At 72.7% G+C, this 13,292-nt stretch carries 13 protein-coding genes; all 13 read left to right on the top strand.

Translation table 11 applies throughout. The annotated features are described in order from the left end of the window. Positions 1-54: 54 nt before the first annotated feature. Positions 55-522, top strand: coding sequence for a PE domain-containing protein (locus BUE43_RS25810; protein ID WP_073487976.1), 468 nt, complete (start codon positions 55-57; stop codon positions 520-522). A gap of 3 nt (positions 523-525) precedes the next feature. After that, positions 526-1,140, top strand: coding sequence for a DUF3558 domain-containing protein (locus BUE43_RS25805; protein WP_083960146.1), 615 nt, complete (start codon positions 526-528; stop codon positions 1,138-1,140). Positions 1,141-1,198: 58 nt separating this feature from the next. Then, the gene (locus tag BUE43_RS25800) at positions 1,199-1,789 is read left to right on the top strand and encodes a DUF3558 domain-containing protein (RefSeq protein WP_083960145.1); all 591 of its coding nucleotides are present in this window, start codon (positions 1,199-1,201) and stop codon (positions 1,787-1,789) included. Beyond that, positions 1,789-3,225: a PPE domain-containing protein gene (locus tag BUE43_RS35670; protein ID WP_073487967.1), complete on the top strand. Its 1,437-nt coding sequence runs from the start codon at positions 1,789-1,791 to the stop codon at positions 3,223-3,225. The genes BUE43_RS25800 and BUE43_RS35670 overlap by 1 nt, the downstream gene beginning before the upstream one ends. Positions 3,226-3,283: 58 nt before the next feature. Then, a complete protein-coding gene (locus BUE43_RS25790) occupies positions 3,284-4,066 on the top strand; it encodes an ESX secretion-associated protein EspG (RefSeq protein ID WP_073487964.1) in 783 nt (260 codons plus the stop codon). A 150-nt stretch (positions 4,067-4,216) separates the two neighbouring features. Next, positions 4,217-5,437: an NADP-dependent isocitrate dehydrogenase gene (locus BUE43_RS25785; protein ID WP_073487961.1), complete on the top strand. Its 1,221-nt coding sequence runs from the start codon at positions 4,217-4,219 to the stop codon at positions 5,435-5,437. Between the two features lie 304 nt (positions 5,438-5,741). Then, positions 5,742-6,059 (top strand): hypothetical protein, encoded by a 318-nt coding sequence (locus tag BUE43_RS25780; protein WP_073488141.1) that lies wholly within the window; start codon positions 5,742-5,744, stop codon positions 6,057-6,059. A gap of 71 nt (positions 6,060-6,130) precedes the next feature. Next, positions 6,131-6,931 (top strand): exodeoxyribonuclease III, encoded by an 801-nt coding sequence (locus tag BUE43_RS25775; RefSeq protein WP_073487958.1) that lies wholly within the window; start codon positions 6,131-6,133, stop codon positions 6,929-6,931. 108 nt (positions 6,932-7,039) lie between these two features. Continuing rightward, on the top strand, positions 7,040-7,666 hold the full coding sequence (gene lipB, locus BUE43_RS25770) for a lipoyl(octanoyl) transferase LipB (RefSeq protein WP_234995919.1): 627 nt from the start codon (positions 7,040-7,042) through the stop codon (positions 7,664-7,666). 187 nt (positions 7,667-7,853) lie between these two features. After that, positions 7,854-10,352: a bifunctional FO biosynthesis protein CofGH gene (locus tag BUE43_RS25765; protein WP_073487954.1), complete on the top strand. Its 2,499-nt coding sequence runs from the start codon at positions 7,854-7,856 to the stop codon at positions 10,350-10,352. 239 nt (positions 10,353-10,591) lie between these two features. Beyond that, positions 10,592-10,885 carry a hypothetical protein gene (locus BUE43_RS25760; RefSeq protein WP_143174377.1) on the top strand — a complete coding sequence of 98 codons (294 nt, stop codon included), beginning with the start codon at positions 10,592-10,594 and terminating at the stop codon, positions 10,883-10,885. Between the two features lie 117 nt (positions 10,886-11,002). Beyond that, the gene (gene trpS / locus BUE43_RS25755; RefSeq protein ID WP_073488137.1) at positions 11,003-11,992 is read left to right on the top strand and encodes a tryptophan--tRNA ligase; all 990 of its coding nucleotides are present in this window, start codon (positions 11,003-11,005) and stop codon (positions 11,990-11,992) included. Between the two features lie 28 nt (positions 11,993-12,020). Next, a complete protein-coding gene (yhjD, locus tag BUE43_RS25750; RefSeq protein WP_073487948.1) occupies positions 12,021-13,070 on the top strand; it encodes an inner membrane protein YhjD in 1,050 nt (349 codons plus the stop codon). Positions 13,071-13,292: the final 222 nt, after the last annotated feature.

The following is a 13,292-nucleotide window of genomic DNA, read 5'->3' as shown; positions in this document are numbered from 1 at the left end:
TCCGGAGTCATACGGCAGGATGCCTGTGGCGCGTACGTCTGGGGGAGAGTGCACATGGCTGAACTGGTCAGCGGGTTCTGGACAGCCACTGCCGCCGGGGCCGCTGTCGGTGGCCCGGTGGGCGCCGCCATGACGGTCGCCGGAGCCGCCACGCGTGCCGTCGACCTCGCCCGCACGACCAGCGGGGCAGGTGGAGGCGGGGCTGGCGGCGCCGGCGCGCACTTCGCCGTCGACCCGGACCGCATCCCCGAGCTCGTCGCGGAACTCGAGCAGGCCAGGAAGAAGTTGCGGGAAGCGGCTGAACTGGCCAACGACTCGAAGAAGATCGACCCGATGGGGAAGGACCAGTTCAGCCCGCACGCGGCCGAGCGCATGGGGCCTCGGCTGGTCGAGAACTACCTGGCGGCGAACAAGCGCCAGCAGGACGACATCAAGCGAATGATCGAGAGCCTGGACGCGGCGAAGAAATCCTACGAGAACACCGACGACGCCAACAAGGCCGCGTTCCGGAAGCGGAGCTGACCCGTGCCCAGGAAAGTCGTGAAGCTGCTGGCTCCGGTGTTCGGGGTGCTGTTGTTGGGGGCTTGCTCCGGCGGTGTGACCGGCGGCGACGCCCGTCCGGTCAGCAGTTCCGCCGCTGGCACGGGAAACTCGGATGCCGGTCCTTTGTCAGGTGTTCCGCGGGTGCCGAAGGCGTTGGACACCGCGAGGTTCCAGAAGGAACCGTGCGGTGTGCTCACGGCGGCGCAGTTGCAGGCTCTGGGTGTCGCCGCGCAGGGCGAGCCCAACACGACCCCAGCGCCGAAGTGCGCGTGGTCGGACTGGCGGGGCGCGTCGAAGATGGACTTCTCGGTGACGATCGCGACCAATCGCGACGGCCTGGCCGCGGTGTACCGGAACCGGCGGAACTTCGAGCACTTCGAGCCCGTGGAGATCGAGAGTTTTCCCGCCGTTCTCCTCGGCGGAAAAGAGGTCCAGCAGGGGCGGTGCGACGCCGAGGTCGCGGTCACTGACCGGCTGAGCTTCAGCGCGAAGGTCGCTCTCGACGACAAGAGCAAGCCCGAGGACTACGCCAACCCGTGCGCGCGGGCGAAGGTCGTGGCGGCCGAGGTGCTGAAGACGATGAAGGCGGCGTCGTGATGACGGCCTTCCACTGGCGAAAGATCGTTTCTGGGGTGGGGATCTCTGGGGCTGGGACATGGTCAAGAGAACTGTGACGGCCGCTGTTCCCGTGCTGGGGCTCCTGGTGCTCACCGCTTGTTCGTCGGTGGCCGTGGGCGGCACCGCCCGGCCGGCCGGCGGTTCCGACGGGCTGCCGCCAGGCGTTCCGCACGTGCCGGAGGCGTTGGACACCGCGAAGTTCCAGCAGGACCCGTGCGACGCCCTGACAGCGGCGCAGCTGCGGGCTTTCGGCGTCGCGGCACAGGGCGAGGTCGGGGAGGAACGGGCGCCGACGTGTGACTGGTCCGACTCGCGCGGCCCCTCGAAGACGAACCTCTCGGTCACCATCGCGACCGATCGTGACGGGTTGGCGTCGGTGTACCGGAATCGCGCGGAGTTCAAGCGCTTCGAGCCGGTGGAAGTCGAGGGGTATCCCGGTGTTCTCCTCGGCGGGGAAGAAGTTCTGCGGGGGCAGTGCGACGCCGAGGTGGCGGTCACCGACCGGCTGAGCTTCAGCGTGAACATCACGTTCAACCGGGTGGACAGGCCGGCGGATTTCGACAACCCGTGCGCGCGGGCGAAGGTCGTGGCCGGTGAGGTGCTGAAGACGTTGAAGGGTGGTGCGTGATGGTCGTCCCGCTCATCGCCGCGGGGATCGGCGCCGCGGTCGGGCTCGCCAAGAAGGCGGCGGACACGGACGTGCGACCGCAGGGCATGCAGGGCGCCGAGATCTACCAGATGTTCCACGGTGACGGTGTCGCCGGCACGCGCGACGTCGACAGCGCGGGCGGGAACTGGGGAGAGATCGGGAAGCTCCAGAAGGGCGCCAGCGAGGCCGTCCGCACCGCGATGCACAAGGCGGGCGTGGTGTGGCAGGGGCAGGGCTCGGAGGCGGCCCAGGCGGGGATGTCGCCGCTGGCGGCGTCGGCCGAGCAGGCGAGTTCCACCGCGACCCAGGCCATGAACGTCCTGCAGAGCCAGAGCGGCGGCTTCAACCAGGCGAGGCACACGGTCCAGCCGGTTCCGAAGGAGGCGCCGGCCGACAACATGCTCGAGGTCGGGGCGAAGAAGTTCGGCGAGTTCCTCGGTTTCCGGGACGGTGACATCTCCCGGGAGATGGAGGAGTACCGGGCCAAGACGCTCGCCAACCAGCAGGCGCTCAACACCTACGGCTCCGCCACCAACTCCAACATCAGCGCGGTGCCGAACTTCGATGGCAGCACCAACCCGGCCGACGTCGACGTGGTCAACCCCGGTGACCGGAAGCCGATCGACGGCGACGTGCGGCCGCCGGGCCGGGGCACCGTCGACCCCTCCGACCGGCCGTGGTCGCCGCCGGGCGGTGGGCGGGACCAGGTCAGTCCGCCGCCTCCGCCGGGCCCGGGCCCCGGCGGCGGTTCCGGCGGGTGGAACCCGCCGCAGGGACGCGACCCGATCACCCCGCCGACCCCGCCGCCGGCCACGACCGACCCGAGCTGGCAGCACCCCGGCCCGAACCCGCCGAAGCAGCCGGGGTGGAACCTGCCCGGCCCTGGCCCCGTGCCCGGACCCGGTCCCGGCGGTGACGGCCCGCCCTACGGCGGTGGTCCGCCCTACGGGGGTGGCGGCCCCGGCCGCTTCCCCGGCGGCCCTGGTCAGGACGGCTCGGGGCGCACGGGATGGCGTCCGGGCGGTGGCGGCCCCGGAGGTCGCCTTCCCGGCGGTGGTGGTCCGGGCGGCGGTGGCGCCGGCCGGGGCGGCATGGGCGGCTTCGGCCCGGGCGGTGGCGGTGCCGGCACCGGTGGCGCGGGCGGCGGCATGGGACCCGGCGCGCGAAGCGGCGTCGGCGGGTTCGGCCCCGGTGGTCCCGGCGGCCCCGGTGGCGGCGGGTTCGGCCCGGCCGGTGCCGGTGGCGCCGGCGGTCGCGGCCCGGCCGGCATGGCCGGTGGCATGGGCGGCATGGCCGGCGCGCGGGGTGGCAAGGGCGAGGAGGACCACGAGCACAAGCGCCCCGACTACCTCGTCGAGTCGGAGGACGTCTTCGGCGTCGGCCAGAAGGTCGCCCCGCCGGTCATCGGCGAGTGACGGCACGCCCGGCTCGCGGGGCCGGGCGAACGGAACGAACGGGGAGGGGAGTCGCGCCGTGCTGCGCCGCGACGTGGTGATTTCCGAGCTCGCCTACGACGTGTTGTGGGAGCTGGGAGTGGGCGCCGACAAGCACGTGGCCCTGTTCGGCCCGTCGCCGGGTGCCACGTGGACCGAGCGGGAGCGGCTCGCCCACCGGGTGGTCGGCGAGCTGCAGCAGCTCGGCCTCGCCCAGGGCGACCGGCCGGACGCCGACCTGATGGAGGCGTTGCAGCTGCTGGCGCGGCCCGAGGTGGAGGTCTACGGCTGGTACGCCGTGGGCGACCGGCCGACGGAGTCGGTGGTCGCGGCGGTGAGCGGCAGGGAGGGCGTGCTCGCCCACCTCGCGGGCGGCCGGCTGCGCCTGCGGCCGGTGGCGCCCGAGTGGCTGTGCGACGCCGCCGTCTCGGTCCTGCCCCCGGTGCGCCCGATCCGGGGGCAGCACCACAACGTGCCGACGGCGCTGCTGGAGGCCGGGCCGGGGCGGCACGGCGGGGACGACGACGGCGGCAGCCTGCTGGAGTCGGTCGGCGGCGGGGAGTCCGAGGTCGACCGGCTCCGGCGGTTGCTGGCCCAGCCGCGCAGGGCCGCCGGGCAGTTCTTCGCGGCCACCCGCGACCGCGCCGGCGGCAGGCGGCGGTGCGAGTATCCGGTCAACATGGTGGACACGGCCGAGGGCTGCTACCTCACGCACCAGGTCAGGGGCGGGGACGGCCAGCCGTGGACCGTGGTCGTGCCCGCCGACCAGCGCGTGCTGGCGGAGCGGCTCGGCCAGGTCGTCGGCGACCTGGTTGGGCGCTGACCGGCCCGGCACCGGCCCCGGTGGGTTGGCGCAGGTCAGGGCCGGGGCGTGGCGCTGGTCACCGGCCAGGCGTCGACCACGGGGACTTACCAGTACGCTTGTCTTGCTTGCGCGGTCGCGACACAGGACGCGAGAGGAGAACGCCGCCTCATGGCGAAGATCAAGGTTCAGGGCACCGTCGTCGAGCTCGACGGCGACGAGATGACCCGGATCATCTGGCAGTTCATCAAGGACAAGCTGATCCACCCGTACCTGGACGTCAACCTGGAGTACTACGACCTGGGCATCGAGCACCGGGACGCCACCGACGACCAGGTGACGATCGACTCCGCGAACGCCATCAAGAAGCACGGCGTCGGCGTCAAGTGCGCCACCATCACGCCGGACGAGGCGCGGGTCGAGGAGTTCGGCCTGAAGAAGATGTGGCGGAGCCCGAACGGCACCATCCGCAACATCCTCGGCGGCGTGATCTTCCGCGAGCCGATCATCATCTCGAACATCCCCCGGCTGGTGCCCGGCTGGCAGAAGCCGATCATCGTCGGCCGGCACGCCCACGGTGACCAGTACAAGGCCACCGACTTCAAGGTGCCCGGCCCCGGCACGCTGACCATCACCTACACCCCGGCCGACGGCGCCGAGCCGATGCAGTTCGACGTGGCGCAGTTCCCGGAGGGCGGCGGCGTCGCCCTGGGCATGTACAACTACCGCAAGTCCATCGAGGACTTCGCGCGGGCGTCGTTCGCCTACGGCCTCGCCCGGAACTACCCGGTGTACATGTCCACCAAGAACACGATCCTCAAGGCCTACGACGGCATGTTCAAGGACGTGTTCCAGGAGATCTTCGAGGCGGAGTTCAAGGCCGAGTTCGAGGCCAAGGGCCTGACCTACGAGCACCGCCTGATCGACGACATGGTCGCCGCCGCCCTGAAGTGGGAGGGCGGCTACGTCTGGGCCTGCAAGAACTACGACGGCGACGTGCAGTCGGACATCGTGGCCCAGGGCTTCGGCTCGCTCGGCCTGATGACCTCGGTGCTCATGACGCCGGACGGCCGCACCGTCGAGGCCGAGGCCGCGCACGGCACGGTCACCCGGCACTACCGCCAGCACCAGGCGGGCAAGCCGACCTCGACCAACCCGATCGCGTCGATCTTCGCCTGGACCAGGGGCCTCGCACACCGGGGCAAGCTGGACGGCACCCCCGAGGTCACCGACTTCGCCACCAAGCTCGAGCAGGTCTGCGTCGAGACCGTGGAGAGCGGCAAGATGACCAAGGACCTGGCGCTGCTGGTCGGCGGCGACACGCCGTGGCTGACCACCGAGGAGTTCCTCGCCGCGCTGGACGAGAACCTGCAGCGGAAGATGGCCGGCTGAGCCGCTCCCGATGCCGTCCGGGGCCCGGTCACCACGCGGTGACCGGGCCCCGGCGTCTGTCCCCCTCCCGAAGCCGTCTCCTGGCGCCGTCTCCGGGAACCGCGGAGGCCGTTCGGGTCGGGTGACGCCCAGCCTTGGTGACGTGGAGTGACCACGCTGGCGGGGCCGGTCGCCCGGGCGACGGAGCGCCGGGGGTGCCGACGGGTGGAGTTCCCCGGCGAGGACTCGCCGGCGCCGGGCCCCCGGGCTATACCTGGTGACGCCGTCGTCCTCTGTCGGGCTCGTGACTCGGGAGGTGAGCGCGGTGGCGCTGCCGGTGCGTCCTCTGGTCATCGGGGGAGTCCTCGTCGCCGTCGGGGTGGCGGTCGTCATGGGGGGCGGTGGCAACCGCGACGGGGTGACGCCGGTCTCCGACAAGGGCCGGTGCGAGTTCCGGGTCAGCGCGGACCTGCTCAACGTGCGGGCCGGGCCGGCGACGGACCAGCGGGTGGTCGAGCGGCTGCGCGGCAACGCGCTGGTCCCCGGCCAGTCCGCGACCGAGAACGGCTTCCGCAAGCTCGGCGACAACCGGTGGGCCGCCGCGGAGTTCCTGACCCCCGCGCCCGGCAACACCTGCCAGTAGGCGTGGGGTCCGTCACCGCCGTGAGGGACGGTCCGGCGGGTTGTCGCCGGTCCTGACTACGCTGCCCGCTCGTGCTGACCGTGTCGACCGTCAACGTCAACGGCCTGCGGGCCGCCGCGAAGAAGGGCTACCAGGAGTGGCTCGCGGCCACCGCGGCCGACGTGGTGTGCCTCCAGGAGGTCAGGGCGGAGCCCGGCCAGCTCCCGCCCGAGGTCCGGGAGCCGGAGGGCTGGCACGTGGTGCACGCCCACTCCGACGCCAAGGGCCGCAACGGCGTGTCGCTGCTCACCAGGGTGGCGCCGGACGCGGTGCGCATCGGGTTCGGCGAGCCGGAGTTCGAGCGCAGCGGCCGCTACGTCGAGGTCGACCTGCCCGGGGTGACGGTCGCCAGCCTGTACCTGCCCAGCGGGGACGTGGGCACGCCCCGGCAGGACGAGAAGGAGCGGTTCATGGCCGCGTTCCTGCCCTACCTCGTCGAGCGGGCGGAGAAGGCGGCCGTCGAGGGCCGGGAGGTCCTGGTCTGCGGGGACTGGAACATCGCCCACCGCGAGGCCGACCTGAAGGCGTGGAAGGCGAACCAGAAGAACTCCGGCTTCCTGCCCGAGGAGCGCGCCTGGCTGGGCCGGGTGTTCGACGAGGCCGGCTACGTCGACGTGCTGCGCCGGCTGCACCCGGAGGGGCCGGGCCCGTACACGTGGTGGTCGTTCCGGGGTAAGGCCTTCGACAACGACGCGGGTTGGCGCATCGACTACCAGGTGGCCACGCCCGGCCTGGCCGAGCGCGCGACGACCGCGGTGGTGGAGCGCGCCGCGACCTACGCCGAGCGCTGGTCCGACCACGCCCCCTTCACCGTCACCTACGACTGGTCGTAGCCAGGGCGGTCGGCGGAGGCGGGGAAGAACCGCGGGGCATGGCCCGATCGCCGAGTCACGGCCCTGACGGTCTGCCGTTCGTGCCCGAGAGGGAGGGGAGGAGGCGCCGTGCTGGAGCGGGTTGACCTCGGTGAGGTGGGGTACGACGAGGCGAGCGCGGGTATGGCGCGGTGGGTGGAGGAGCGGCGGGCGGGGATCGCCGGCGACCGGCTGTTCCTGCTGAGCCATCCGCCCGTCGTCACCTACGGGCCGCGGACGTCCGCCGCCGACCTGCCCGCCGACCTGGGGGTGCGTACGGTCGAGGTGGACAGGGGCGGATACGCGACCTACCACGGGCCGGGCCAGCTCGTCGGCTACCTGGTGGTCAACGTCCGGGAGCGCGGTCCGGTGGACATCGTGCGGTGGCTGGAGAACGGGCTCGTCGCCGCGTTGGGCCGGCTGGGCTTCCCCGCCCTCCGGCGCGACACCCCGCCGGGGGCGCCCAGCCTGGTCGGCGTGTGGACGCCGGAGCACCACAAGATCGCGTCGATCGGGATGCGCATCCGGCAGGGTGTCACCAGCCACGGCTTCGCGCTGAACGTCGACCCGGACATGACCGCCTTCGACCGGTTCACGGTGTGCGGCCTGCACGACGTGACCATGACCTCGCTGCGCCGGGTCGCGGACGAGCGCGGGATCCCGATGCCGTCGGAGGCGGACGTGCGGGACGCGGTCGCCGACGCGCTCGTGCTCTGACGGCGTCGGCGCTGCTCGTCGCGAGTCGGGCGTTCCGGTCGTCCCGTCAGCACGCCGTGTGAATCGGATCATGCGGAAACGCGGATTCGGCGGTGGTTTGCGCAGCTCAGCGGGGGTGCTGCGCCAAGTGGGTGGTGTGCCGCGCACTTAGGATGGCCCGGTGGTTGCTCAGGTCAGTGACGCTGCAATGCGCCGAGCGCTCCGCCGGGCCCGGGACGGCGCCGTCCTGGACGTCACCGAGGCCGCCGTGCTGCTGCACGCGAGAGGGGAGTGGCTGGCGGAGCTGTTGGCCGCCGCGAGCCAGGTCCGCGACGCGCACCTGGCGGCGGAGGGCCGGCCCGGGGTGATCACCTACAGCCGCAAGGTGTTCGTCCCGCTCACCCGGCTGTGCCGCGACCGCTGCCACTACTGCACGTTCGCCACGGTCCCGCACCGCGTGCCCGCCGCCTTCCTGGAACGCGACGAGGTGCTGGAGATCGCCCGCGCCGGCGCCGAGGCCGGCTGCAAGGAGGCCCTGTTCACCCTGGGCGACCGCCCGGAGGACCGGTGGCCGGCGGCGCGCCGGTGGCTCGACGAGCGCGGTTACTCGTCCACAGTGGACTACCTGCGGTCCTGCGCCGTCGCGGTGCTGGAGGAGACCGGCCTGCTGCCGCACCTCAACCCGGGCGTGCTGAGCTGGACCGAGTTCCAGCGGCTCCGGCCGGTGTCGCCGAGCATGGGCATGATGCTGGAGACGACGGCGGAGCGGCTGTGGTCCGAGCCGGGCGGCCCGCACTACGGCAGCCCGGACAAGGAGCCCGCCGTCCGGCTGCGGGTGCTGACCGACGCCGGCCGGGTCGGCGTGCCGTTCACGACCGGCATCCTGATCGGCATCGGCGAGACGCTCCAGGAGCGCGCCGAGTCGCTGCACGCCATCCGCCGCATCGCCCGGCAGTACCGGCACATCCAGGAAGTCATCGTGCAGAACTTCCGGGCGAAGCCGGACACGGCGATGCGGGACATGCCCGACGCCGAGATCGACGACTTCGTGGCCACGATCGCGGTGGCCCGCCTGCTGATGCCGCCGGGCACCAGCGTGCAGGCGCCGCCGAACCTGGTCGCCGAGGAGCACGACCTGCTGCTGCGGGCCGGCATCGACGACTGGGGCGGGGTGTCGCCGGTGACGCCGGACCACGTCAACCCCGAGCGCCCGTGGCCGAGGATCGACGAGCTGGCGCGGCGCACCGCCTCCGCCGGCTTCGCCCTGCGCGAGCGGCTGACCGCCTACCCCCGCTACGTCCGGTCGCTCACCGACGCCAGCGTGACCACGCCGTGGATCGACGCCCGCCTGGCCGACCACGTCGTGGCGCTCGCCGACGACACCGGCATGGCCGACGAGACGGCGATGCCGGTCGGGCGCCCCTGGCAGGAGCCGGACGGCGGCCTGGAGTCGGTCGGCCGCACGGACCTGCACGCGAGCATCGACACCACCGGGCGCAGCGAGGACCGGCGCGGCGACTTCGACACGGTCTACGGCGACTGGGACGAGCTGCGCCAGGTCGTGGCCGAGGGCTCCGGCGCCCCCGAGCGGATCGGCCAGGACGCCAGGGAGGGCCTGCGCCTGGCGGCCAGCGATCCGGCGGCGTTGCTGGCGGAGCGGCACGCGGCGGCGGCCATGGCCCTGTTCACCGCCGACGGCCCCGTCCTGGAGGAGCTGACCCGGCTCGCCGACGACCTGCGGGCCGAGGCCGTGGGCGACGACGTCACCTACGTCGTCAACCGCAACATCAACTTCTCCAACGTCTGCTACGTCGGCTGCCGGTTCTGCGCCTTCGCGCAGCGGGAGCGGGACGCCGACGCCTACCGCCTCTCGGTGGCGGAGGTCGCCGACCGGGCGGAGCAGGCGTGGCGGGTGGGGGCCACCGAGGTCTGCCTCCAGGGCGGCATCGACCCGAAGCTCCCGGTCACCGTCTACGCCGACATGGTGCGGGCGATCAAGGCCAGGGTGCCGGGCATGCACGTGCACGCGTTCAGCCCGATGGAGATCGTCTCGGCCGCCGCCAAGGCCGGGGTGAGCGTGGCGGAGTGGCTCACCGAGCTGCGCGACGCCGGGCTGGACACCATTCCCGGCACCGCCGCCGAGATCCTCGACGACGACGTGCGGTGGGTGCTCACCAAGGGCAAGCTGCCGGCGGCCACCTGGATCGAGGTGGTCAGCACCGCGCACCGGCTGGGCATCCGGTCCAGCAGCACGATGATGTACGGCCACGTCGACCACCCCGGCCACTGGCTCGGCCACCTGCGCGCCCTGGCCAGGGTGCAGGACGAGACGGGCGGCTTCACCGAGTTCGTGGCGCTGCCGTTCGTGCACACCAACGCGCCGATCTACCTGGCCGGCATCGCCCGCCCTGGCCCCACCTGGCGGGACAACCGGGCCGTGCACGCCATGGCCAGGGTGTTGCTGCACGGCCGCGTGCCCAACATCCAGTGCTCGTGGGTGAAGCTCGGGGACGCCAACGTCGCGGCCATCCTGCGCGGGGGCGCCAACGACCTCGGCGGCACGCTCATGGAGGAGACGATCAGCCGCATGGCGGGCGCCGACAACGGCTCGGCGCGCACCGTCGAGCAGCTCACGGCGATCGCGACCGCGATCGGCCGGCCGACCCGGCAGCGCACCACCAGCTACGGGCGGGTGGCCGCCTCCTGACCCCGCCGCGCGGGCGGCCCGCCCCGGCGTGCCCCGACCGGGCGAGCTCCGGGAACCGGGTCACACCAAGGTGGGGTGGGAGATCGTGGGCGGCGCCGGTGCTGTTACCGTGCGTCGCCGCGGGATCTCGTAGGGATCTCACGAACGGCCCTGCGGAGTTGACGAGTTGGGTAACTTCGCGGACGACAAGTCAATGTCCCTTCCCCCGTTCGAGGGACATTTCCTTCTGGGAGGCCCCCGTGCCCAGCCGACCAGCTCGTGCCGTGTCGCGGTGCGTGGCCGCGGCCTTCGCGGCGTTCGCCTGCGCGGCCGGCGTCGGTCTCGCCACCGCCGGCAGCGCCGCCGCGGACCCCGCCCCCCCGGCGGACGTGGCGCTGGCCGTCGAGAGCCGGTCCGTCGGGCTGGTGACCAGCCTGGGCGGCACCGTCGGCGTGGCCGCGGTCGCGGCGGGCGTCGGCGGCATGGTGGCCGGCGTGGTGCGCCGCCGCCGGGGCGCCGCCGTCGTCGACCCGGCCAACGAGCGCAAGGAGTAGGCGGCGTCGTCCGACGCCGAGCGACCTGGGAGAATCGAGCCCGTGCCGACCGAGCCCCCACCCACCGAGCAGCGGACCGCCGAGCCGGCGCCCGCGCAGCCGTCGAAGCCCCGGGTCCTGTCCGGGATCCAGCCGACCGCGGACTCGTTCCACCTCGGCAACTACCTCGGCGCGCTGCGGCAGTGGGTGGCGTTGCAGGACAGCCACGACGCCTTCTACATGGTCGTGGACATGCACGCGATCACCGTCGAGCACGACCCGAAGGCGCTGCGGCGGCGCACCCGCGTCTCCGCGGCCCAGCTCCTCGCGCTCGGCATCGACCCGGAGCGGTCCACGCTGTTCGTGCAGAGCCACGTCCCGGAGCACGCGCAGCTCAACTGGGTGATGGAGTGCCTGACCGGCTTCGGCGAGGCCAGCAGGATGACCCAGTTCAAGGACAAGTCGGCCAAGCAGGCCGTGGACCGGGTCACCGTCGGGCTGTTCACCTACCCGGTGCTGCAGGCGGCCGACATCCTGCTCTACCGGGCGCACTCGGTGCCGGTGGGCGAGGACCAGCGGCAGCACCTGGAGCTGACCCGCGACCTGGCCCAGCGGTTCAACACCCGGTTCGGCCGCACCCTCGTGGTGCCCGAGGCCCACATCGTCAAGCACACCGCCAAGGTCTACGACCTGCAGGACCCGACGTCGAAGATGAGCAAGTCGGCGTCCTCGCCGGCCGGCATCGTCGACCTGCTGGACGACCCGAAGGTGTCGGCCAAGAAGATCCGCTCGGCGGTCACCGACACCGGGCGCGAGGTCGTCTACGACCCGGAGAACAAGGCCGGCGTCAGCAACCTGCTGGTCATCTACTCGGCCCTCGCCGACCGGCCGGTCGCGGACCTGGAGCGGGAGTACGAGGGCCGGGGCTACGGCGACCTCAAGAAGGACCTCGCCGAGGTGCTGACCGGGTTCGTCACGCCGGTGCAGGCCAGGGTGCGCGAGTACCTGAACGACCCCGCCGAGCTGGACAAGGTGCTGGCCAGGGGCGCGGAGCGGGCCCGCGAGGTGGCCGCTCGCACCCTGCGCGCGGTCTACGACCGGGTGGGCTTCCTCCCGCCGATGAGCTGAACGGGCGCTTCCTGGGTAACTTCCCGACGTGATCGGGAAAGCCGGGGAGAAGGCCGGGAAGCGGGACGGACCGTCGCTGGTCGAGCGGCTGCGGAAGCGGCACGGCTGGCTGGACCACATCATCCGGGCGGCGGAGCGGTACCAGGGGCGCTACGGCGACCACTACGCCGCGGGGATCACGTACTTCAGCGTGCTCTCGCTCGTGCCGCTGCTGATGATCGCGTTCGCGGTCGGCGGGTTCGTGCTCGCCGGCCAGCCCGAGCTGCTCCAGCGGGCGCAGGACGAGATCGCCGGCGTGGTGCCCGACCCCAGCCTCCGCGAGACGTTGAGCAAGGCCGTCAGCGAGGCGGTGGGGCAGCGGTACTCGGTGGGCGCCGTCGGGCTCGTCGTCGCGCTGTACTCCGGCCTGGGCTGGATGAGCAACCTGCGGGACGCGTTGACCGCGCAGTGGGACCAGCACCGCCCCGACCGGCCCTTCCTGCGCGGCATGCTCGTCGACCTGCTGGCCCTGGTCGGGCTCGGCCTCGCGCTGGTGGTCTCGTTCGGCATCACGGCCGGTGGCTCGCGGTTCGCCGACGACGTGGTGCACTGGCTGGGCTGGGGGGACGGGGTCGTCGCCTCGGTCGTGCTCTCGGTGTCGTCGGTCGCCCTCGCGCTGGCGGCCAACTGGCTGGTGTTCCTCTGGGTGCTGTCGCGGCTGCCGAGGGAGCCGGTGAGCGTGCGGAGCGCGGCGCGGGGCGCGTTCGTCGCCGCCGTGGGCTTCGAGCTGCTCAAACAGGTCGGCACGGTCTACCTCGGCAAGGTGACCGGGTCGCCGTCCGGCGCGGCGTTCGGCTCGCTGCTGGGCCTGTTGGTGTTCGTCTACCTGGTGGCCCGCTTCCTGCTCTTCGTCACCGCGTGGACGGCGACCGCGCCGGAGAACGAGCGGCGCCCGGTGGTCCAACCGCCTCCGCCGGCCGTGATCCGCCCACGGGTGTCGGTGCGGTCCGGCCCCGACGGTCGCACGACGCTGGGATTGCTGGGCGTCGGCGTGCTCCTGGGTGTGGCGCTGAAGAACCGGGCTCGACGGCGGAGCTGACCGCCTCCGGGCCCCGCATCACCCGGACCGGGGATTCAGATCAGTCTGGTGGGGGAGAGAAAACGCCCTCATCGCCCCCTGGCGCCCGAAATCTCCCCTGTCCGGGGAAACCCTGTCGGGCGCGGATTACGGAGCTTCTCGGCCATCTGAGCGCCCCGCGCGGCGGGTTGGCGCCGGGGGCAGTGCGGGCACAACGAGACGGGACACAACGAGACGGGACAC

This window comes from Streptoalloteichus hindustanus (assembly GCF_900129375.1).
Lineage (GTDB): Bacteria > Actinomycetota > Actinomycetes > Mycobacteriales > Pseudonocardiaceae > Streptoalloteichus > Streptoalloteichus hindustanus.
The sequence above is the reverse complement of the archived record's forward strand: the minus strand, read 5'-3'. Positions and strand labels throughout refer to the sequence as shown.

Bases quoted from the DNA above. Each gene is read 5' to 3' on its own strand.
- BUE43_RS25810 (WP_073487976.1), top strand. From the start codon at position 55: ATGGCTGAACTGGTCAGCGGGTTCTGGACAGCCACTGCCGCCGGGGCC.
- BUE43_RS25800 (WP_083960145.1), top strand. From the start codon at position 1,199: ATGGTCAAGAGAACTGTGACGGCCGCTGTTCCCGTGCTGGGGCTCCTG.
- BUE43_RS35670 (WP_073487967.1), top strand. From the start codon at position 1,789: ATGGTCGTCCCGCTCATCGCCGCGGGGATCGGCGCCGCGGTCGGGCTC.
- BUE43_RS25785 (WP_073487961.1), top strand. From the start codon at position 4,217: ATGGCGAAGATCAAGGTTCAGGGCACCGTCGTCGAGCTCGACGGCGAC.
- BUE43_RS25765 (WP_073487954.1), top strand. From the start codon at position 7,854: ATGCGCCGAGCGCTCCGCCGGGCCCGGGACGGCGCCGTCCTGGACGTC.